Source organism: Nocardia sp. NRRL S-836, assembly GCF_001279525.1.
Classification (GTDB): Bacteria; Actinomycetota; Actinomycetes; order Mycobacteriales; family Pseudonocardiaceae; genus Lentzea.
This window is the reverse complement of record NZ_LGDY01000106.1, coordinates 1-19,056: the sequence shown is the minus strand read 5'-3', so window position 1 is coordinate 19,056 and position 19,056 is coordinate 1. Positions and strand designations below refer to the sequence as shown.

The 19,056-nt window shown below is 70.3% G+C and carries 19 protein-coding genes; 13 read left to right on the top strand and 6 right to left on the bottom strand.

The window, feature by feature from the left end:
- Nucleotides 1-19: 19 nt before the first annotated feature.
- On the bottom strand, nt 20-301 hold the full coding sequence (locus ADL03_RS23960) for a hypothetical protein (RefSeq protein WP_053735784.1): 282 nt from the start codon (nt 299-301) through the stop codon (nt 20-22).
- A 575-nt stretch (nt 302-876) separates the two neighbouring features.
- On the opposite strand from ADL03_RS23960, the gene ADL03_RS23955 reads away from it, so the two are divergent.
- Nucleotides 877-1,437 (top strand): snapalysin family zinc-dependent metalloprotease, encoded by a 561-nt coding sequence (locus ADL03_RS23955; protein ID WP_053735783.1) that lies wholly within the window; start codon nt 877-879, stop codon nt 1,435-1,437.
- A 197-nt stretch (nt 1,438-1,634) separates the two neighbouring features.
- On the opposite strand, the gene ADL03_RS23950 is transcribed toward ADL03_RS23955, so the two are convergent.
- Nucleotides 1,635-1,931, bottom strand: a complete 297-nt coding sequence (locus tag ADL03_RS23950) for a GlsB/YeaQ/YmgE family stress response membrane protein (protein WP_197288602.1) — start codon at nt 1,929-1,931, stop codon at nt 1,635-1,637.
- A 100-nt stretch (nt 1,932-2,031) separates the two neighbouring features.
- Between ADL03_RS23950 and ADL03_RS23945 the strand changes: the two genes are divergently transcribed.
- On the top strand, nt 2,032-2,313 hold the full coding sequence (locus ADL03_RS23945; protein ID WP_053735782.1) for a DUF3040 domain-containing protein: 282 nt from the start codon (nt 2,032-2,034) through the stop codon (nt 2,311-2,313).
- 58 nt (nt 2,314-2,371) lie between these two features.
- Here ADL03_RS23945 and ADL03_RS23940 read toward each other — a convergent pair whose 3' ends face one another.
- Nucleotides 2,372-2,770, bottom strand: a complete 399-nt coding sequence (locus tag ADL03_RS23940) for a MerR family transcriptional regulator (RefSeq protein ID WP_053735860.1) — start codon at nt 2,768-2,770, stop codon at nt 2,372-2,374.
- A gap of 131 nt (nt 2,771-2,901) precedes the next feature.
- On the opposite strand from ADL03_RS23940, the gene ADL03_RS23935 reads away from it, so the two are divergent.
- The 3 genes from ADL03_RS23935 to ADL03_RS23925 are packed head-to-tail and all read left to right on the top strand — an operon-like array spanning nt 2,902 to nt 6,318.
- Nucleotides 2,902-4,200 carry a hemolysin family protein gene (locus ADL03_RS23935; protein ID WP_053735781.1) on the top strand — a complete coding sequence of 433 codons (1,299 nt, stop codon included), beginning with the start codon at nt 2,902-2,904 and terminating at the stop codon, nt 4,198-4,200.
- Nucleotides 4,197-5,249, top strand: a complete 1,053-nt coding sequence (locus ADL03_RS23930) for a hemolysin family protein (protein WP_053735780.1) — start codon at nt 4,197-4,199, stop codon at nt 5,247-5,249. Before ADL03_RS23935 ends, ADL03_RS23930 begins: the two co-directional genes overlap by 4 nt.
- Before the next feature lie 28 nt (nt 5,250-5,277).
- On the top strand, nt 5,278-6,318 hold the full coding sequence (locus ADL03_RS23925) for a sporulation protein (protein ID WP_053735779.1): 1,041 nt from the start codon (nt 5,278-5,280) through the stop codon (nt 6,316-6,318).
- A 63-nt stretch (nt 6,319-6,381) separates the two neighbouring features.
- Here ADL03_RS23925 and ADL03_RS23920 read toward each other — a convergent pair whose 3' ends face one another.
- Nucleotides 6,382-7,227 carry an NAD(P)H-binding protein gene (locus ADL03_RS23920; RefSeq protein WP_053735778.1) on the bottom strand — a complete coding sequence of 282 codons (846 nt, stop codon included), beginning with the start codon at nt 7,225-7,227 and terminating at the stop codon, nt 6,382-6,384.
- 80 nt (nt 7,228-7,307) lie between these two features.
- Between ADL03_RS23920 and ADL03_RS23915 the strand changes: the two genes are divergently transcribed.
- Nucleotides 7,308-8,243, top strand: a complete 936-nt coding sequence (locus ADL03_RS23915; protein ID WP_053735777.1) for an AraC family transcriptional regulator — start codon at nt 7,308-7,310, stop codon at nt 8,241-8,243.
- Nucleotides 8,244-8,265: 22 nt separating this feature from the next.
- Here the strand turns inward: ADL03_RS23915 and ADL03_RS23910 are convergent, their stop codons facing one another.
- Nucleotides 8,266-9,867, bottom strand: a complete 1,602-nt coding sequence (locus ADL03_RS23910; protein ID WP_053735776.1) for an FAD-binding oxidoreductase — start codon at nt 9,865-9,867, stop codon at nt 8,266-8,268.
- A gap of 272 nt (nt 9,868-10,139) precedes the next feature.
- Here ADL03_RS23910 and ADL03_RS23905 point away from each other — a divergent pair, with 272 nt between their 5' ends.
- The 4 genes from ADL03_RS23905 to ADL03_RS23890 are packed head-to-tail and all read left to right on the top strand — an operon-like array spanning nt 10,140 to nt 13,659.
- Nucleotides 10,140-10,937 carry an AfsR/SARP family transcriptional regulator gene (locus ADL03_RS23905; protein ID WP_082373424.1) on the top strand — a complete coding sequence of 266 codons (798 nt, stop codon included), beginning with the start codon at nt 10,140-10,142 and terminating at the stop codon, nt 10,935-10,937.
- A gap of 54 nt (nt 10,938-10,991) precedes the next feature.
- Nucleotides 10,992-11,954: a ribonucleotide-diphosphate reductase subunit beta gene (locus tag ADL03_RS23900; protein ID WP_053735774.1), complete on the top strand. Its 963-nt coding sequence runs from the start codon at nt 10,992-10,994 to the stop codon at nt 11,952-11,954.
- Between the two features lie 3 nt (nt 11,955-11,957).
- Nucleotides 11,958-12,419 (top strand): hypothetical protein, encoded by a 462-nt coding sequence (locus tag ADL03_RS23895; RefSeq protein ID WP_053735773.1) that lies wholly within the window; start codon nt 11,958-11,960, stop codon nt 12,417-12,419.
- A gap of 52 nt (nt 12,420-12,471) precedes the next feature.
- Complete coding sequence (locus ADL03_RS23890; protein WP_053735772.1) at nt 12,472-13,659, top strand: acyl-CoA dehydrogenase family protein; 1,188 nt, start codon at nt 12,472-12,474, stop codon at nt 13,657-13,659.
- Between the two features lie 63 nt (nt 13,660-13,722).
- Here ADL03_RS23890 and ADL03_RS23885 read toward each other — a convergent pair whose 3' ends face one another.
- The gene (locus ADL03_RS23885; protein WP_053735771.1) at nt 13,723-14,085 is read right to left on the bottom strand and encodes a DUF4440 domain-containing protein; all 363 of its coding nucleotides are present in this window, start codon (nt 14,083-14,085) and stop codon (nt 13,723-13,725) included.
- Between the two features lie 177 nt (nt 14,086-14,262).
- Here ADL03_RS23885 and ADL03_RS23880 point away from each other — a divergent pair, with 177 nt between their 5' ends.
- From ADL03_RS23880 to ADL03_RS23870, 3 genes are all read left to right on the top strand, one after another.
- Nucleotides 14,263-15,831 carry an aspartate aminotransferase family protein gene (locus ADL03_RS23880; protein WP_053735770.1) on the top strand — a complete coding sequence of 523 codons (1,569 nt, stop codon included), beginning with the start codon at nt 14,263-14,265 and terminating at the stop codon, nt 15,829-15,831.
- Nucleotides 15,832-15,839: 8 nt separating this feature from the next.
- On the top strand, nt 15,840-17,120 hold the full coding sequence (locus tag ADL03_RS23875) for a CdaR family transcriptional regulator (RefSeq protein ID WP_053735769.1): 1,281 nt from the start codon (nt 15,840-15,842) through the stop codon (nt 17,118-17,120).
- A gap of 56 nt (nt 17,121-17,176) precedes the next feature.
- On the top strand, nt 17,177-19,056 hold a 1,880-nt coding region (locus tag ADL03_RS23870), incomplete at its 3' end, for a type I polyketide synthase (RefSeq protein WP_157529148.1).

Genomic DNA, 19,056 nt, shown 5'->3' with positions numbered 1-19,056 from the left:
CGGGATTCGGTCAGAAGGACTAGTCCGGGTAGGAGGCGATCTCGCAGGCGTGCGAAGCCACCGCGCGCCGCACGCCCTCGAAGTGCAGCATCCGGCGACACGTCCTGGCGTCCTCTTCCTTGCCCGTCTTCGCGATCTTGCACGCCTTGAGCACGTTGTCGGTCGCCTTGTACCCGTTCTCCATCACGTGGTCGATGCAGATCCCGGGATCGGCCTGAGCCGCCGGCGCCGTCAACGGGAACAGAGCTGTGGCGGCGAACGCCATGCCGGTCAGGCCGGCCGCACGAAGCAAACGCGACATCGGATCGTCCTCTCCTGGTTCACGCCGAACACGGCGCCTCGCCAACGCCCGGCCGGGCGTTGGCCGCCACCGAGTACCTCAGGGTGCATCCGCCAAGCCGATGCGGCTCGCCCACCGCTCGATCGAGCGCGACGCCGCCCGTCCGAGGGAGGAAGCCGCCCGGCGCCGTGCGCGGCCTGTAGACCGCCACCGGATCCGGTGCCCGATCGGGCACCGGATCCGCCACCCCGGTGTGATCGCCGCCGAAGACCGTTCATCCAGTCACGGCGCGCGTCATCCCGTGGTACCGATCGGACATCGGGGTAGCTTCAGGTCCGGTCCGTCGCGAAAGGACGGTTGTGAACACCGCGAGCGCGCACCACCGGTCGGCGGGGTTCCTGACACACCGTGACGACGATTCGCCCCTTTTTGTGTATCTTTCACCGTGTTCGTCCCAATGATGGGCAACGTCAACCGTCAAGAGCGCTGATCCGCGTTCACGCCAATGGCGGGCGAGTGGGTGCGGCGACCTTCCTTACGTTGGGTGGCGGAACCTCGAGGTTCCATTCTTCGCACCCTGCAAGCGAGGAGATCTCATGTTCAGGAAAGTCGTCCTGTCCGTCGCGCTCGCCGCGGCCACGACCGTCGTCGCGCCCCTGACGGGCCAGGCGTCGGCGAGCGAGGCCCCGATCACCGCGGCGGCGGTCACCGTCTACTACGACACCAGCAGCGCACCCACGTTCGCGAGCGCCATCCGGCAGGGTGCCGCGAACTGGAACGCTCGGGTGAGCAACGTGAAGCTGGTGGAGAACCGCAGTGCGGCCACCCTGCGCTACCGGGAGGGCAACGACCCGCGTGGTTCGTACGCCTCCACCAACGGCCACGGCAGCGGCACCATCTTCATCGACTACACCCAGGCGCGGCAGTACTACGTCACCCGCATCACCGCTCACGAGACCGGGCACGCCCTCGGTCTGCCCGACCACTACAGCGGCCCGTGCTCGGAGCTGATGTCGGGCGGCGGTCCTGGCACGTCGTGCACCGTCGCCTCGCCGAACGCCACCGAGGCGGCTCGGGTGAACTCCCTGTGGGCCAACGGGTTCGTCGGCACCTACGAGTGGAAGACCATTTACGAGCAGGTTCCCGTCCACGCCTGAGCGCGGACGACGCGAGGCCTGGGTCTCCGGTGGACCCAGGCCTCGCCTGTTCTCGTCCGATGCGCACGGGCTCGTGCCTTCACGGTCCGAAGTGGACGGTAGCGGACGAGCCCGGTTGCGCGACGGGCGTCACGTCGTCGTGAAACACCGCGGCCCCGATCACCGCACGGGTGACCGGGGCCGTTGAGTCTCGGGTGCTACCGCACGCTCGTGCGGTTGCGGCCGGCGATGGCCTCGGCCACGCCGATCAGCAGCACGGAGGCGATCACGGCGATGATGAAGCCCAGCACGTTGAGCTCGAAGATGTCGCCGGTGCCGAGCAGGTTGGCGATGGTGCCGCCGATGACGGAGCCGACGAGCCCCAGCAGCAGCGTCGCGACGATGCCGAGGTTCTGCTTGCCGGGCTTGATCAGTCGGGCGAGCGCGCCGATGATCAGTCCGGCGACGATGAACCCGATCACGTGAGCCTCCAGGTAGTCGATTGCCTTGCTCAACGCAGTTACCCAACTGTGTGATCACTCAACCGTGGGAACCTCAGCCGGATCTGTGCGTTGGTTGTGGAGAAGCCGCACACAGCCACCGGGAGGAGCGCACGTGAAACTGCCGGACCACGAGCAGCAGGAACTGGACGAGATCGAACGCCGGCTGGCCCAGGACGACCCGAAGCTGGCCGCCAAGCTCAACCGCCCTGCGCCCAGGGTGCCGCGCCGGACCCTGGTCACGGCCGGGGTGCTGGCGCTTTACGTGGTCGGCCTGGTCGTCGTCATGGCCGGCGTGACGCTGTCCTCCGTGGTGCTCGTCGCGCTCGGTGCTGGTGTGGTCCTCGCGGTGTTCGCCTGGTTCGGGGTCCGGGCCTGGCGTGCGCACCGGGAGTAGCGCTGCCCGGCGGTGAGGTTCGCCACGCCGTCACCTCGGTGCGCCTGTGCGGGAGCAGTCAGGGCAGCATCGTGTCGGGCGGGATCTGCAGCGCGATGGTGATCAGCGAGTGCACGCGCGTCGCGATGACCGCCAGCAGGCCCTGCATCTCCGGTGCCGCGCCGTCCGCCGCCGTCTGCAGCGTCTGCAGGTCGGTGTCGATCTGGCTGAGGATCATCGCGACGTCGCCGGACCTCGTGCTCAGCGCGGCGGTGATCTCCTCCAGGGGAACACCGTGGACCTCCAGGCGTTGAACCAGGTGGATGCGGTCCACGTCGGCGGGGGAGTAGAGGCGGTAGTTCGACGCGGTGCGCTGAGCGGGGCTGATCAGGCCCAGCGTCGTGTAGTAGTCGACGGTGCGGATGCTGACGCCGGCTCGCGCGGCCAGCTCGCCGATCCTGAGCAGTGCTTCGCTCACGTTCACCTCCTCCGCCAACCATACAGTGCCACGTGCTACTGTTGACCCATGCCTGATGAAGCCGACGTAGACGGCTGCAGTAGTACGCCGGGGCGAGCCCGGCGCAATGACTTCCGTGTCGCGGGTGCGGCATGTTGATCTTCTCCGGTCTCCTCGCGATCGTTGCGCTCACCGCTGCGACCGGCTACTTCGTGGCCCAGGAGTTCGCGTACATGGCGGTCGACCGCGGTCGGCTCCAGCAGATGGCCGAAGCCGGCGACAAAGCCGCCGAACGCGCGCTGCGGGTGACGCAGAAGCTGTCGTTCATGCTCTCCGGCGCCCAGTTCGGCATCACCGTCACGGCGCTGCTGGTCGGGTACGTGGCCGAGCCGCTGCTCGGCACGGGACTGGCGGACCTGCTCGGGTTGCCCGAGTCGTTCGGCGTGCCGCTGGCGATGGCCGTGGCGCTGATCTTCGCGACCGTCGTGCAGATGGTGCTGGGCGAGCTGCTGCCGAAGAACCTCGCGATCGCCAAGCCGGAAGCGCTCGCCACGTGGCTGAGCTCCTCGACGCTGGTCTACCTCAAGATCGCCGGCCCGGTGATCCGCCTGTTCGACGCGGCCGCCAACAGGCTGCTGCGGTCCATCGGCATCGAGCCGGTGGAGGAGCTTCCCCAGGGCGCGACGCCGGAGGACCTCAAGCAGATCGTGGAGGACGCGGGTGACCAGGGCCACCTGGACCCCGAGCTCGCCCGGCTGCTCGACCACGGCCTGGACTTCCGGGAACTGGTCGCCGAGCAGGCGATGACGCCGCGGGTGAACGTGCAGTCGGTGCGGTTCGACGAACCCGCCTCCCGCGTGGTCCGGCTGCTCGACACCGGCCACTCGCGGTTCCCCGTGACCGGTGACGACCTCGACGACATCCGCGGCGTGGTCGGACTGGCCGAGGTGCTGACCCTGACGCCCGAACAGCGCCCCGTCACGCCGATCGGCGACATCGCCTCCTCCGCACTGGTGGTGCCCGCGACGTTGCCGCTGCCCGCCGTGCTGGAGCGGCTGCGCACCGAACGGCGGCAGCTGGCGTGCGTGCTGGACGAGTTCGGCGGCTTCGCCGGGATCATCTCGCTGGAGGACCTCGCGGAGGAGCTCGTCGGCGAGATCCACGACGAGGACGACCTGATCGAGGACGCCATCGAACGCGTCGACGACACCAGGTGGCAGGTGCCCGGCCGCATGCGCCTTGACGAGATCGAGGACGCGACCGGCATCGCGCTGCCCGACGACGACGCCTACGACACGGTGTCCGGCTTCGTGCTGCACCGGCTCGGCCGGATCGCCGAGGTGGGCGACGAGATCGAGGCTGGCGACGTCGTGCTGCTCGTCTGCGCCGTGACGCGCAACGTGCCCGACACCGTGATGCTGACCGCGCGGGTGCGGGAGGACGCTCGATGAGTACCGGAACAGCCCTCGGCATCTCGCTGGTCCTGTTGGCCCTCAACGCCTTCTTCGTCGCCGCCGAGTTCGCGCTGATCGCGGCCAAGCGGCACCGCCTGGAGCAGGAGGCCGAGACCTCCCGTGCGGCGCGGGCCGCGGTCGCGGGCGTGCGCGAGCTGTCGTTGATGCTCGCGGGCGCGCAACTGGGCATCACGCTGTGCACGCTCGGCCTCGGCGCGCTGGCCAAGCCGGCGGTGGCCGACCTGCTCGACCCGCTGCTGCGGCTGACCGGCCTGCCGGACGCGGTCGCGTACGGCATCGCGTTCACGATCAGCCTGGTGCTGGTGGTGTTCCTGCACATGGTCGTCGGCGAGATGGCGCCGAAGTCGTGGGCGATCTCGCACCCCGAGCGGTCGGCGCTGCTGCTGGCGCTGCCGTTCCGCGCGTTCGCGCACTCGGTCCGCTGGATCCTCAGTGGACTGAACTCGACGACGAACAGCCTGCTGCGCCTGCTGAAGGTCGAACCGCAGGACGAGCTGGCGCAGGCACACCGGCCCGACGACCTGCGCATGCTGGTGCGCCAGTCCGGTGAGCACGGGCTCATCCCGGAGGGGCAGCAGCGGCTGCTGACCCGCATGCTCCAGGTGCAGAAGACCACGTTGCGCGAGGTCATGGTGGCGATCGGGGAGACCTCGACGGTCACCGAGAACACCACCGCCCGCGCGATCGAGCGCCGCAGCCTCCACTGTGGACGCTCCCGCTTCCCGGTGCGGAACCTGCGCGGCGAGTTCGTCGGCCTGGTGCACATCCGGGAGGCCATGCGCGCCACGGACGCGGGCAACAACCCCGAGGCGCGGGAACTCATGGCCCCGGTGCTGACGTTGTCCGCTTCGATGCCGGTCGCCGCCGCGGTCACCGCGATGAAGGCGGACCGGGCGCAGCTCGCGCTCGTGTCCGACGACGACCGCGTGATCGGCATCGCCGCGCTGGAAGACCTGCTCGAAGAGCTCATCGGCGACTTCGACGACGAGACCGACGCACCGCGCGTTGCGGTGCGCCAGAACTAACTCACACCCAGTCCCCTCAGGAGGAGACTTGTTCAAGCGGATGCTCGGCGCATTTGGTGTCGGCGGACCGTCCGTCGACACCGTGCTGGACTCGCCGCATGCCGCGCCCGGCCAGGTGGTCACCGGCCAGGTGCGCATCCAGGGCGGCAGCTCGGACGCTGAGATCGGCCAGGTCGTGCTGTCGCTGGTGACGCGGGTCGAGGTGGAGCACGGCGACCACGAGTACGGCGGTGTCTCGGAGTTCTTCCGTGTGGTCGTGCAGCAGGGTGTGCGCGTTCCGGCCGGCCAGCTCGTGGCCGTCCCGTTCCAGCTGCCGATCCCGTGGGAGACGCCGATCACCGCGGTCGGCGGCGGCCAGCTGCCCGGCATGACCGTCGGCGTGCGCACCGAGCTCGTGATCGCGGGCGCCCCGGACAAGGGCGACCTCGACCCGGTTCTCGTGCACCCGCTGCCCTCGCAGGACGCGGTGCTCAACGCCTTCGGCCAGCTCGGCTTCTCGTTCCGCAGCGCGGACGTCGAGGCGGGCCGCCTGCACGGCGTGCCGCAGGAGCTCGGCTTCTACCAGGAGATCGAGTTCTTCCCGCCGGCCCAGTTCGCCGGCGCGGTCAGCCAGGTCGAGCTGACGTTCGTGGCGAACCCGCACGAGCTGTACGTGATCCTCGAAGCCGACAAGCGTGGCGGCATGTTCTCCTCGGGCGGTGACGCGTTCGGCCACTTCCGCGCGTCGCACCAGGAGGCACAGGGCACCGACTGGGCGTCGGCCATCAACGGCTGGCTCGCCCAGGTCGCCCAGCGCGGCCACGCCTTCGGTGGCGGTCACGGCGGCGGCTACAACCCGGCGTTCGGCGGCCAGCCCGGATACGGCCACGCCCAGCCCGGCTACGGCGGCCACCACGGCTACGACCAGCACGGTCACCACGGCGGTCATCACGGTCACCGCAGCGGGCCGGGCATCGGCGGCATGGTTGCCGCGGGTGCGGCCGGTGTGGTCGGCGGCATGGTGCTCGGCGAGGTCGTGGAAGAGGTCTTCGAAGACGACGGCGGCGACTTCGCCTTCGGCGAGGAGTGACCTGACCGTTATGCTCCGGTGCCGTGACCGGCGACAACCGTCACGGCACCGGATGAGGGGCGGTCAGACCGACCAGCCGCCCGCTTCGGCGGTCGACCTGGCGAACTCCTCGAAGGTCCGCGCCGGGCGGCCGAGTGCGCGCTGCACACCGTCGGAGAGGTAGGCGTCGGTGCCGTTGCGGATCGGCTCGACCATGTCGGCGTAGGCCTTCGCGTCCTCGGCCGACAGGCCGGCCTCGACCATCTCCGCGACGAAGTCCTCGACGGAGAGCGGAACGTAGCGGATCTCGCGACCGGCGTGCTCGGAGATCGTGGCCACCGCCTCGGCCAGCGTGACGGCCTTGGGGCCGGACAGCTCGTAGATCTGCCCGTTGTGCTTGTCCTCGGTCAGCGCCGCGACGACGACCGCGGCGATGTCCTCGGCGTCGACGAAGCTGGCAGCGCCGTCGCCCGCGGGCAGGCGCAGCTCACCGGCGCGGATCGAGTCGGCGAAGAAGCCCTCGCTGAAGTTCTGCGCGAACCAGCCGGGCCTGGTGATGGACCACTCCAGGCCGCTCTCCCGCACGGACGCCTCGCTGTCGAGGAGGCCGTCCAGGATGCCGCTGCTGTCCTCCGCGTAGTCCGGGTTGTCGATGCCGCGCCCGGAAGCCAGCACCACTCGCCGCAGACCGTGCTTCACCGCCCGCTCGACGAACTGGCGGACGAGAACCGTGCCGTCGAGCTGCACGATGTAGGCCGACTGGGCGCCTTCGAGCGCGGCGTCCCACGTGCCGCTGTCGGTCCAGTCGAAGACGTGCTCACCGTGCCGGGCGGCCGCGCGGACCGGCAGGCCCTTGGCGCGCAGCTGTTTGACGACGCGGCTGCCGGACTTCCCGGTGGCCCCGGTGACGAGAATGGGTTGATCAGACATGACTCCATCCAAGCGGGTGGAGGCGAGAGCATCCATGGTCTATGCGCTCTGTTTGATGTCTGATCGTCTAAGCTGGCGGTGTGGATGCCGTTTCGGAGCTGTTGGCGGACGTGAGGGCGCGTGGCGCCGTCTTCCGGCGAGCGGTCATGCGGCCGCCGTGGGCGCTGCGGATGGCCAGCGGCGCCCCGCTCACGCTCGCCACGATGCTGCGCGGCCACGCCTGGATCGTCCCCGACGCGGGCGAGCCGGTGCTGGTGCGGGCGGGTGACGTCGCGGTCGTGCGCGGCGACGTGCCCTACGTCGTGGCCGACGACCCCGCGACCACGCCCACGCTGGAGGTGACCAGCTCCGACTTCTGCCCGACCGCGGTGGGGGTGGAGTCGGTCAGGGACCGGACCTGCGGTACGCCGGACGACCAGGCGGCCGTGCTGCTCAGCGGGGCGTTCGAGCGCAGGGGAGAGCTCAGCGAACGGCTGCTCCGGTCGTTGCCGCCGGTGCTGGTCGTGTCCGCGGCGGACACCGCCTACCCGTCCGCGGAGGTGCTGGCCGAGGAGGTGGCCAGGGACCGGCCGGGGCACCAGCTGGTGCTGGACCGGATGCTGGACCTCATGCTCGTGTCCGCGCTGCGCAGCTGGTTCGACAACCCGGCGGCCGACGCACCCGCGTGGTGCCGGGCGCTGGAGGAACCGGTGGTGGGCGAAGCGTTGCGGCTGATGCACGACGCGCCGGCGCACCCGTGGACGGTGGCGAACCTGGCGGCGGAGGTGGGGGTCTCCCGGGCGGCGCTCGCCCGGCGGTTCACCGCCTCGGTCGGCGAGTCGCCCATGGCCTACCTCGCGAACTGGCGGATCGCCCTGGCCGCGGACATGCTCAGGGAGACCGACCACACGGTGGGCACGATCGCGCGAAAGGTGGGCTACGCCAACGCTTTCGCGCTGAGCGTGGCGTTCAAGCGGCTGCGCGGCACGCGGCCGAGCGACCACCGCAACCCGGAACCGGCGTGGCGGGCGAGCTGAGCTCCGCCACGCCGGTCCGCGCTCACCTCGGCAGTCGCACCGACAGCGCGTGGTTGAACACGTCGCGCGGGTCCCACCTGGCCTTCACCTGCTGGAGCCGCGCGTAGTTCCCCTTGTAGTACAACGCGTGCCAGGGCACGCCCGAGGTGTTCCAGGCGGGATCGGCGAGGTCGACGTCCGCGTAGTTGATGTACGAGCCGTCGTAGAGCTCGCCGGGGACCGGGACGCCGCCGGTGCCCGCGTGCACGTCGCGGTAGAACTCCCTGATCCACCGCAGGTGTTCGGCGTCCTCGGCGGGGTCGTTCCAGCTGTTCACGTAGACGACCTTGTTGACCGAGTCGCGCTGGGGCTGCGCGGTGGCGGTGGACGGCACCGCGTTGACCTGGCCGCCGTACGACGTGATCAGCAGGCCCGCCACGGGGTTGGTGTAGCCGGTGCCGGTCAGGCGGTCGTAGATGACGTCGAGCTCGCGGTCCGGCAACGCCTTGCGCAGGTAGGCCGCCTTCAGCTTCGCGCGCGTGCCGCTGAACGTGTCCGGGGTGCGGGAGAGCAGCGTGGACTTGAGCCACGGGTCGCGGCGCACGTCGTGGGTGAACGGGACACCGACGCCGTCGTTCAGCGCGGCGAGGTAGCCGGCGAGCAACCGGTCCGCGTCCGGGAGCGTGCCGTCCAGGGTGGTGTTCAGGTCGAGCACGCCGGAGTTCTTGCGCAGCACCGTGAACAGGCTGTAGAAGCTCGAGTGGGGGGAACCCGGCGCGCTGTTCAGCTCGTGCCAGCGACCGTGGTTGCGCAGCAGCCTGCGGAAAGCCTCCCGGCTCATGTCCGCCCATGACCACCGCACCAGGCTGTCCACCACCGTCTTCGGCGGCTTGGGCAGCAGGGTGGACGGGTCGTTCCCGGTGGCGCCGGGGGAGCGGAACCAGTACCTGGTCACCACGCCGAAGTTCCCGCCACCACCGCCGGTGTGCGCCCACCACAGGTCGCGGTGCGGATCGGACGGCTGGTTGGTGGCGGTGACCGTTCTGGCCCTCCCGGTCGTGTCTACGACCACGACCTCCACGCCGCACAGGTGGTCGATCGAGCTGCCGTACTGCCTGCTCAGCCTGCCGTACCCGCCACCGGCGACGTGGCCGCCCGCGCCCACGGTGGGCGTGAGGCCGCCGGGGACCGTGACGCCCCACTTCTTGTAGAGCGTGCGGTAGACCTCGCCGAGCCCGGCGCCCGGCTCCACGAAGAACGCACCGCGCACCGGGTCGAAGCCGACCTCGTTCAGCTCCGAGAGGTCGATGATCACCTGCGCGGACGGCGAGTGCACGAAGTCCTCCGAGCAGTGTCCGCCGCTGCGCACGACGACCTTGAGGCCAGCGTCCACCGCGGCCTGCACGGACCGCACGACCTGGGCGGCCGAGCCCGGCACGTGCACCTGGCGCGGCGAGGCGACGAACCGGGCGTTGGAGCCGATCACCAGGTCGGCGTACTGGCGGTCGCCCGGGGTGACCACCGTGTTCGGCGCCTCCACGTCGTCGTCGGCGATGGCGGTGCCGGGCAGCAACGGGGAAACAGCCGCGGCGACGGGCACCGCAGCCGCACCCAGCAGCAGTTTCCGGCGTGACTGGTCGGTCATGGACGAGGTCCTCCCTCGGAATCGGCGAGCAGGAAGAAATGCCGCCCGCAGGCGGGACTGATTCGGGAATCCGGAGACGAAAGTATTTCTCAGCGTACTCGTCCGGGAGGGTCGTGGACTTCCGGAAATGGAAGTGCAGCTTCCTGAGCCCGCGCTGACCTGGAGTGAGCCGGTGTTCGCTCCTATGGTTCTGGTCGGTGGCAATACCGCGAATCTCGGAAGGTGAATTCCCGCTTCGGGGTGGTCAGAGCTGTGCGCGCCTTGGGGGATGCATGCGATTTCACGTGTTGGGCCCGCTGCGGGTGCGCGACGGCGACCGTTCCGTGCGGGTGAGCGGGGTGCGGCAGGGGGCGACCCTGGGATACCTGCTGCTGCACGCCAACGAGATGGTGCCGATGAGCAGGCTGATCGACGCCGTCTGGCCGGCACGGGTCCCGCCCACCGCACGCCAGGTGCTGCACAACACGGTCTTCCGGTTGCGCGGCATCTTCGCCACCGCGCGGCACACCTACCGCGCGGAGCTGTCCAGGGTGGGGCCGGGCTACGCGCTGCTCGTCGACGAGGACCTGCTGGACCTCGCGACGTTCCGGCGCCTGGCCGCTCTCGGTCGCACCGAGCTGCGCGCGGGCCGCTGGGAGCAGGCGTCTGCCACGCTGCACGCCGCGTCGCGGCTGTGGCGGGGTCCTGTGCTCGCCGACCTGGTGGAACACGGGTACGACTGGCCGGAGCTGCGGGCGCTGCCGGAGGAGCGGACGGCGGTGCTCGTCGACCGGGTCGACGCGGACCTGGCGCTGGGACGCAGCGCGGACGTGATCGGCGACCTGGAGCACCTGCTGGCCGGCGATCCGCTGAACGAACAGGTCTGTGCGCGGCTGATGCGAGCTCTGTACGAGACCGGGCGGCAGGCCGACGCGCTGACCCTGTACCGCACGACGAGGGCCGCGCTGATCGGTCAGCTCGGCCTGGAACCGAGCCCCCCGCTGCGGGAGCTCGAGCTCGCCATCCTCAACCACGACCTCACCGCGGTGACCGCGACCGACCTGGTTCCCGGCACCTGCGGGCACGGCTGACACCTGCCCGCTTCGTGAAACCCGGCAAGACGGAAGAGAAACGGAGACAACCGGATGGCGCAGATGTCATCGGCCGCGCTCGCTGCCGTGGAGAACGCGACACTGGGGACGATGAAGGACGTCAGCATCGATGACATGATCGACTACGTCCACAAGGACCTGAAGAAGCTCCCGGACTACATCGATCTCTACAAGCGGTACTTCACCCACCGCTGGAACGCCTACGACCTCGACTTCAGCCAGGACGTCATCGACTGGCGGACCAAGATGACCGAGGTGGAGCGCAAGGCGTTCACCGAGATCGCCGCCGCGTTCCACCACGCCGAGCGCCAGGTCGAGGTCGAGCTGCCGATCTTCATGCTCACCGGCAGCGAAGAGGCCAAGATGTACCTCACCACGCAGCTGGAGGACGAGGCCAGGCACACCCTGTTCTTCGACCGGTTCTACCGCGAGGTCGTCGGCCTGCCCGGCGAGTCGGTCGAGGACCTGCTGGAATCGTCGTTCCCGCACGTGCCCGAGACGTTCGTGGGCGCGTTCGGCCTGCTGTCCTACCTGACGGAGGACCTGCGCCTCGACCCGGCGGACCCGGCCAAGCGGGTGCGCTTCGCCACCGCCTACTTCCTGTGGATCGAGGGCGTGCTCGCCCTGACGATCATGAAGCTGACCCTGAGCTACTGCCGCAACAAGGGTTACCTGCCCGGCTACTACACCGGGTTCATCGCCTCCTGCCGTGACGAGGCCAGGCACGTCCAGTTCGGCATGCGGTTCCTGCGCGACTCGGTGCAGGAGGACCCCCGGTTGCTGCACGAGATCCACGAGACGTTGCGCACCGAGCTGGCGATGAACGGCGGCGCGAGCGTCCCCGCCCCGCTGGAGCCGCTGGGCTTCTCCGAGGAGGAGGTCGTCCAGTTCATGATCCGGCAGGTCAACAACAAGCTGTCCGACGTGGGCATCTCGTTGCCGCCGGACATCCAGGAGATGGTGAACAACATCCAGCCCGAGATCGCGGGAGGCTGACCGATGACCACGACGACGCAGACCCACAGCTTCCTGAGCGAGGAGTGGGCGGAGACCGTGCGGGAGCGGCTCGACCGCGGTCCCAGCGAGGAGACCCTGGCCCGCAAGCAGGAGAGCTACTGGGAGTGGATCAACGCCACCCGCGGCGTGTACTCCCACACCTGGGCGCTGGGCGTGCAGGAGCGCGACGGCCGCACCACCTACCTCCACCTGACCTGGGAGAAGGGCAAGTGCGCCAAGTCCGGGATCGTCGCGCCGGGCGAGCCGGTGTCCGCCGACTTCGTGATCGTCGGGACCGGGGACACCTGGCGGCGGTTCCTCGCCGGCGAGCTGAACCACCAGCGGATGGTGGTGGACAAGCAGTTGCGGCTGGTCCACGGCAACATCCTGATGTTCTTCCGTGCCGTCTTCTTCTTCATCGAGTGCCTGGCCGTGCTCGAGAAGGTGCCCACCAGCTTCGAGTGAGCGCCCTGCCACCGATGAGTGGAAATCCACACGACCTGAAGGGGAGAACGGCGTGTCCACGGACCTGGATTTGGGATATGCGCCCGAAGTTCAAGAGCTGGTCGACAAGGCCCACGGCCTGATCCCACTCCTGCGCGCCAACGCGGCACGCGGCGAGGAGGACCGCGGCATCGTGGCGGAGTGCGCGGACGCGTTGCGCGACAACGGGTTCTTCCGCATGAGCGTGCCCAGGTGGCTGGGTGGTGACGAGCTGGACATCCGGACGCAGACCGCGGTCATCGCCGCGATCGGCAGGGGTGACGCCTCCGCGGGCTGGCTGGTCAGCATCACCGGCGCGGCCGAGACGCTGTCCAGTCTCGTCTCGGCGGAGGGCGCCAAGGAGATGTTCGGCGCCTCGCCGGACGTGTACGTGTGCGCCAACGGCGGGCACCACGGTGCCACCGCGACCCGTGCGGACGGTGGCTACCGGGTCTCCGGCCGTTTCCCGACGATCTCCGGCTGCGAGATCGGCGACTGGATGATCCTCGCGGTCGTGCCGGTCGTCGCCGACGGGGAGCCCACCGGTGAGCTGATCTCCATGGCGGCCCCGCCCGGGGACGGCCGCATCGACCGCACCTGGCACGTCGCGGGCATGCAGGCCACCGGCAGCCACACCGTCGAGTACGACGGGCTGTTCGTGCCGGACAGCCGGGTCATCAAGCACGAGGTCACCCCGCAGGGCAGTCTGACGAACTTCCCCAGCCTGGAGACGTTCGCCGCGGTGGCGCACCGGTCCATCGCCTCGCTCGTCGGTGCCGTGCACGGTGCGCTGGACGTCGTGCGGGCGATCCTGGAGAAGGGCAAGCCGCTCATCGACACCACCTACGCCACCTCGCTGGACTCGCCGGTCGCGCGCCAGTGGCTCGGCGAGGCCACGCACCTGGTGGACACGTCCTACCAGCACATGCTGACCGCGTCGGACATCTACGACAGGGCCAGGGCGGCAGGCTCCATGTCGCGCGAGGAACGCACAAGGGCGCGCAGGCACGGCGTCTCGGCGCTGGAAGCCGCGCGCCAGGCGTTGATGAGGATCCTCGACCTGGGCGGCACCGGCGGTTTCGCCAGCGCCAACCCGTTGCAGCGGTACTGGCGGGACTTCGAGGTGGGCAGCCACCACATCCACTTCAACAAGTTCGTGGCGTTCGAGGACTACAGCCGGACGCTGCTGGGCACCGAGGAACCCGTCTCGGTCATCCACTGAGCGGCCGCACACGACACGGCTCGCCCACCGCGGTCGGTGGGCGAGCCGTGTGGCGTCGGCAGGTCAGCTGGAGCCGAACCGGTTGTCGATGGCGAACTTCCACTGGCCGTCCTCGCGCACCAGCACGTCGGTGGCACGCCCGCTCTGCGTGTGCCGGGCGCCGTCCTCGCCGAGTTCGTCCAGCGACCAGTCGGTCACCACCAGCGCGATGTCGCCGGCGAGGTAGGTGTGGACGAACTCGAAGTCGACCTGGGGCTTGGACTCGGCGAAGTAGCCCGCCAGCGCCTCGCGCAGGTCACCGCTCTTGGGCAGGGCGAGTCCGCGTTCGACCACCGTGGCGCCGTCGTCGATGAAGGTGGCGAGCACCCCGTCGACGTCACCCGCGTTGAACGCGTCCTTGTACTTCTGCTGGATTTCCGCGAACATCCGCCGCTCCTCCGTGCTCGGAATGGTTTCCGCTGCCGCAAGGTTAAAGTCCCGTTCGCTCTCCACCATAATTTCGCGCTAATCGCCCACTAACCCGAGAAATCGCTCTGGGAATCGTTAGCGGCCGGTTAGTGGCGTTCGAAAGAATCAATTGAGGCCGACGAACGAGGAGGGTTCATGACGTCCGAAGTCAGCGAGCTGGTCGATGGCGTCCTGCACAAGGCGACGGGTGCGGTCGGCTTGGACGTCGAATACGTGCGGGCCGTCGGCAACACGGTGTACGCGAAGGGCGTGGACGGTGCCGAGATCCCGGTGACGGACTTCCTCGGCGGGTTCGGCGCCCTGCTGCTGGGGCACAACAACCCGGAGCTCGTCGCCCACCTCACCGAGCTCCTCCAGCGTCAGGCACCTGTGCTGACGCAGCTGTCGCTGCGGCCGCAGGCGCATGAGGTCGTGCAGACGCTGAACCGGGTGCTGCACCGGGAGTTCCACACCGACGAACCGTACTTCGGGGTGTTCGCCAACAGCGGCGCCGAGGGCATCGAGGTCGCGGTGAAGCACGCGGAGCTCGACCGCGTGCTGCGGGTGGGCGCGCTGCGGGCCGAGATCGAGGAGCACCTCGGTCTCGCGCCGGCCGCGGCGCCCGCCGAGGTCGACGCCTCGCTCCTGGGGCTGCCGGCCGGGACGAGCCTCGACGACGTGGTCGCGGAAGTGCGCCGGCACAACGAGACCGCGTTCGCCTCCCCGCCCCGGCTCATCGCGCTCACGGGCGGGTTCCACGGCAAGCTGATGGGGTCCATCCAGCTCACCCACAACGGCGACTACCGGCTGCCGTTCGCGTCGCTCGGCGTGCAGGCGGTCTTCGCCCCGACCGGCGACCAGGACGCGCTGCGGGCGGTCTTCGAAGACGCGCGGGTCGCCGCGTACGACCTGGCGGTCACCGGCACGCGAGCCGAGGTCGTGCGGCGCGACGTGCCCGTGTTCGGCGCACTGCTGCTGGAACCGGTGCAGGGCGAGGGCGGCATCGTGCCGCTGACCGCGGAGTTCGCCAAGCAGGTGCAGGCGCTGGCCGCCGAGTTCGGGTGCCCGGTCGTCGTGGACGAGATCCAGAGCGGCACCGGCCGCACCGGGACCTTCTTCGCCTCCTCGCAGATCGGCCTGCTGGGCGACTACTACGTGCTGTCCAAGAGCCTCGGCGGCGGGCTGGTCAAGCTCTCCGCGACCCTGGTGCGGGCCTCCCGGTACCGGCCGGAGTTCGAGATGGTGCACAGTTCGACGTTCGCCAAGGACGGCCTGTCCACCTCCGTGGCCGCCGCGGTGCTGGAGCTGCTGGAGGCCGACGGTGGCGCGCTCTACCGCAAGGCGGCCGAGCGCGGCGCACGGCTGGCCTCCGCGCTGCGGGCGGTGCGGGCGGACTACCCCGACATCGTCGCCGACGTGCGTGGACTCGGTCTGCTGCAAGGCATCGAGTTCAACGATCTGTCCACGTCGGACTCCGCGCTGGCCGCGCAGCTGCAGGCCGCCGGCCAGTTCGGGTTCCTCGCCAGCGGCTACCTGCTGCACGAGCACCGCATCAGGCTGTTCCCGACCGGCAGCGCCCCGAACACCCTGCGGTTGCAGCCCTCCGTGCACGTGACCGACGAGGAGATCGACCGGTTGGCCACGGGACTGCGCGCGCTGTGCGCCTTGCTGCGCGCGGGCGACGACCAGGGGCTCACCGCGTTCGCCGGCAGGCGAGTCTTCTAGGGGGCGCGATGGCGAACACCGCACGGCTGCTGCTCTCCGCCACGTCCGGCACGCACGACGAACCCGCCTGTCGTGCCGAGGTGATCGACGAAGCGGTCGCCCACTGCGGGCCGGACGTCGTCGGCTGGGCCGTGTCCACCGGCCGCGGCCTGCGGACGGCCGTCACCACCGAGCTGGCCGGGTCGGGCGTCCGGCTCGTGCCGGAGGACCACGCGTTCCTGGAGCTGGTCGCGCTGTGGTGCGCGCTGCGGCTGGACGGGGCCCGGCAGCTGCCGGACCAGTTCTCCCGCTGCGTCGAGGCCGCGGTGCGAACGCACGTGGAACGCGGGTTCGAGCTGGACTGCTCGCTGGCGCTCGTCCGGATGGCGCACGCCCGGATCACCCAGGACCTGATGGGCCGGTGCGGCGAACTGGACGAGGCGCACGAGCCCGTCACGGTGATGTACGAGCTGTCCGAGGCGTTGTTCGACGCCGTGCACACCCTGTGCACCCTGGTGTCGGCCGGGTTCCTGCGGGCTCGGGAGACCTGGCACGGCGGGCTGGTCGCGCGCCGCAGGGAGCTCGTCCGGGCGCTGGTGCGCGGTGAGTCCGTGCACGCGGACAAGGCCACCCGCCTGCTCGGCTACGACATCACCCGCCGCCACCTCGCCGTGCTGGTGTGGTCGGAACGGGCGGACCGGTGCGACGCGGACCTGGAGCGCGCCGCGCTGGACCTGCTCGCCCGTGCGGGTTGCGTGGCGCGGCTGCTGGTACCGGTGGGCGCCACGGGGTTGTGGGCGTGGGGCGCGCAACCGGTGGCGGACGCGGTGCTGGCCGACGTGCCGCTGCCCCCGGACGTGCGCGCCGCGGTGGGACTTCCCGCCGCCGGACCGGGCGGGATGCGCTCCTCGCACCTGCAGGCCGAGACGGCGGCCCGGCTCGGGTCGAGGTCCGGTACGACCGCGGTGCACGAGTACCGCGCGCTGGAGCTCGTCGCGCTGATGGCCGCGGACGAGACCACCGCGGCCGCCTTCGTGGAACGCCAGCTCGGCCCGCTGGCCGCGGACACCCCGGCCGCGCGGGTGCTGCGGGCGACACTCAAGAGCTACCTCGACGAGGACCGCAGCCCCGCGGTCGCGGCCCGGCACCTGCACGTCGCGAAGAACACCGTGCTGTACCGGGTGAAGAAGGCCGAACAGCTGCGCGGCAGCCCGCTGGCCGACAACCGCCTCCAGCTGCACGCCGCCCTGCACCTGGCGGAGGTGCTGGGCACCGGCGATCCGGGGCCACCCGGCGCGGCGACGGCCTGACCACCGCCGGACCACGAGCACCCCAGCCCGCACGAGCACGAGGAAGGTGAACCGCCGTGGCGGAAGCCGAGAAGCTGCGCGACTACCTCAACAAGGTCACCGTGCAGCTCAAGAACGCCCGCGAGCGCATCCGCGAGCTGGACGCCGCGGCCGGTGAGCCCATCGCGATCGTCGGCATGAGCTGCCGCTACCCCGGCGACGTGCGCGACCCCGACGAGCTCTGGCGGCTGGTCGCCGACGGGCGGGACGCGGTCACCGGCTTCCCCGTGAACAGGGGCTGGGACCTCGACGCGCTGTACGACCCGGATCCTGACCGGCCGGGCACGTCCTACGTGAGGGAAAGCGGCTTCCTGCACGACGCGGACGAGTTCGACGCCGAGTTCTTCGGCATCTCGCCGCGCGAGGCCCAGGCGATGGACCCCCAGCAACGGCTGCTGCTCGAGTCCGCGTACACGGCGCTGGAGGACGCGGGCATCGCGCCCGGCAGCCTGCGCGGCAGCGACACCGGGGTGTTCGTCGGGATCATGGCGCAGGAGTACGGACCCAGCCTGCTGAACCCCGCGGTCGCGGCCGCCGACGGCTACCTCGTCACCGGCAACCAGCTCAGCGTCGCCTCCGGCCGCATCTCCTACACCCTCGGGCTGGAGGGGCCCGCCGTCACGGTGGACACCGCGTGCTCGTCGTCGCTGGTGGCCATCCACCTCGCGGCGCAGGCACTGCGCGGCCGTGAGTGCGGCCTGGCGCTGGCGGGCGGCGTCGCGGTGCTGTCGACACCGGGCTTCTTCATCGACTTCAGCAGGCAGCGGGGACTGGCGAAGGACGGCCGGTGCAAGTCCTTCGCCGACTCCGCCGACGGCACGAGCTGGTCGGAGGGCGTCGGCACGCTCGTGCTCGCCCGGCTGTCGGACGCACAGCGACTCGGCTACCCGGTGCTCGCTGTGGTCCGGGGCAGCGCGGTGAACCAGGACGGCAAGAGCAGCCAGCTCAGCGCGCCCAACGGTCCGTCACAGCAGCGCGTGATCCGTGCGGCGCTGGAGGCCGCGGGGTTGTCGGTGTCCGATGTGGACGTTGTCGAGGCACATGGAACGGGTACGCCGCTGGGTGATCCGATCGAGGCGCAGGCGTTGCTGGCGACGTACGGTCGGGGTCGTGCGGCGGACCGTCCACTGTGGCTGGGATCGTTGAAGTCGAACATCGGGCACACGCAGGCCACGCAGGCGGCGGCCGGTGTGGGTGGTGTGATCAAGATGGTGCAGGCGATGCGTCACGGTGTCCTGCCCGGCACTTTGCACGTGGATGAGCCGACGCGTCAGGTGGAGTGGTCGTCTGGCGGGGTGCGGTTGCTGACGGAGGCGCGTGCGTGGCCGGAGGTGGGTCGGCCTCGCCGGGCGGGTGTGTCGTCGTTCGGGATCAGTGGCACGAACGCGCACGTGGTGCTGGAGCAGGCGCCGGCGGTCGAGTCGGTCGTGGTCGGTGATCTTCCGGATGTCGTGCCGTGGGTGGTGTCCGGGCACAGCGAGGAAGCGGTGCGCGCCCAGGCCGCGCGGCTGGCCGAGCACGTCACCCGCTTCCCCGGCCTGCACCCGGCGGACGTGAGCCTCACCCTGGCGACGGCGCGCGACCGGTTCGAGCACCGTGCCGCGGTGGCCGGCGACCGGGAGACGCTGACCGCGGCGCTGGCGGCGGTCGCCGACGGTCGTGCCGAGGTGCACCGGGCGCGGTCCGGCCGGGCCGTGTTCGTGTTTCCGGGTCAGGGTGCGCAGTGGGTGGGGATGGCGGCGGGGTTGTTGGAGTCGTCGTCGGTGTTCCGGTCGGTGTTGGTTGAGTGTGACGAGGTGTTGTCGTCCTTTGTGGACTGGTCTGTGGTGGATGTGGTGCGGTGTGTGGCGGGTGCGCCGGGTTTGGATCGGGTTGATGTGGTGCAGCCGGTGTCGTT

Coding starts and splice junctions, on each gene's coding strand:
- ADL03_RS23935 (WP_053735781.1), top strand. CDS start 2,902: ATGTTGATCTTCTCCGGTCTCCTCGCGATCGTTGCGCTCACCGCTGCG.
- ADL03_RS23900 (WP_053735774.1), top strand. CDS start 10,992: ATGGCGCAGATGTCATCGGCCGCGCTCGCTGCCGTGGAGAACGCGACA.
- ADL03_RS23885 (WP_053735771.1), bottom strand. CDS start 14,085: ATGTTCGCGGAAATCCAGCAGAAGTACAAGGACGCGTTCAACGCGGGT.
- ADL03_RS23880 (WP_053735770.1), top strand. CDS start 14,263: ATGACGTCCGAAGTCAGCGAGCTGGTCGATGGCGTCCTGCACAAGGCG.
- ADL03_RS23895 (WP_053735773.1), top strand. CDS start 11,958: ATGACCACGACGACGCAGACCCACAGCTTCCTGAGCGAGGAGTGGGCG.
- ADL03_RS23910 (WP_053735776.1), bottom strand. CDS start 9,867: ATGACCGACCAGTCACGCCGGAAACTGCTGCTGGGTGCGGCTGCGGTG.
- ADL03_RS23930 (WP_053735780.1), top strand. CDS start 4,197: ATGAGTACCGGAACAGCCCTCGGCATCTCGCTGGTCCTGTTGGCCCTC.
- ADL03_RS23920 (WP_053735778.1), bottom strand. CDS start 7,227: ATGTCTGATCAACCCATTCTCGTCACCGGGGCCACCGGGAAGTCCGGC.
- ADL03_RS23960 (WP_053735784.1), bottom strand. CDS start 301: ATGTCGCGTTTGCTTCGTGCGGCCGGCCTGACCGGCATGGCGTTCGCC.
- ADL03_RS23955 (WP_053735783.1), top strand. CDS start 877: ATGTTCAGGAAAGTCGTCCTGTCCGTCGCGCTCGCCGCGGCCACGACC.
- ADL03_RS23905 (WP_082373424.1), top strand. CDS start 10,140: ATGCGATTTCACGTGTTGGGCCCGCTGCGGGTGCGCGACGGCGACCGT.
- ADL03_RS23875 (WP_053735769.1), top strand. CDS start 15,840: ATGGCGAACACCGCACGGCTGCTGCTCTCCGCCACGTCCGGCACGCAC.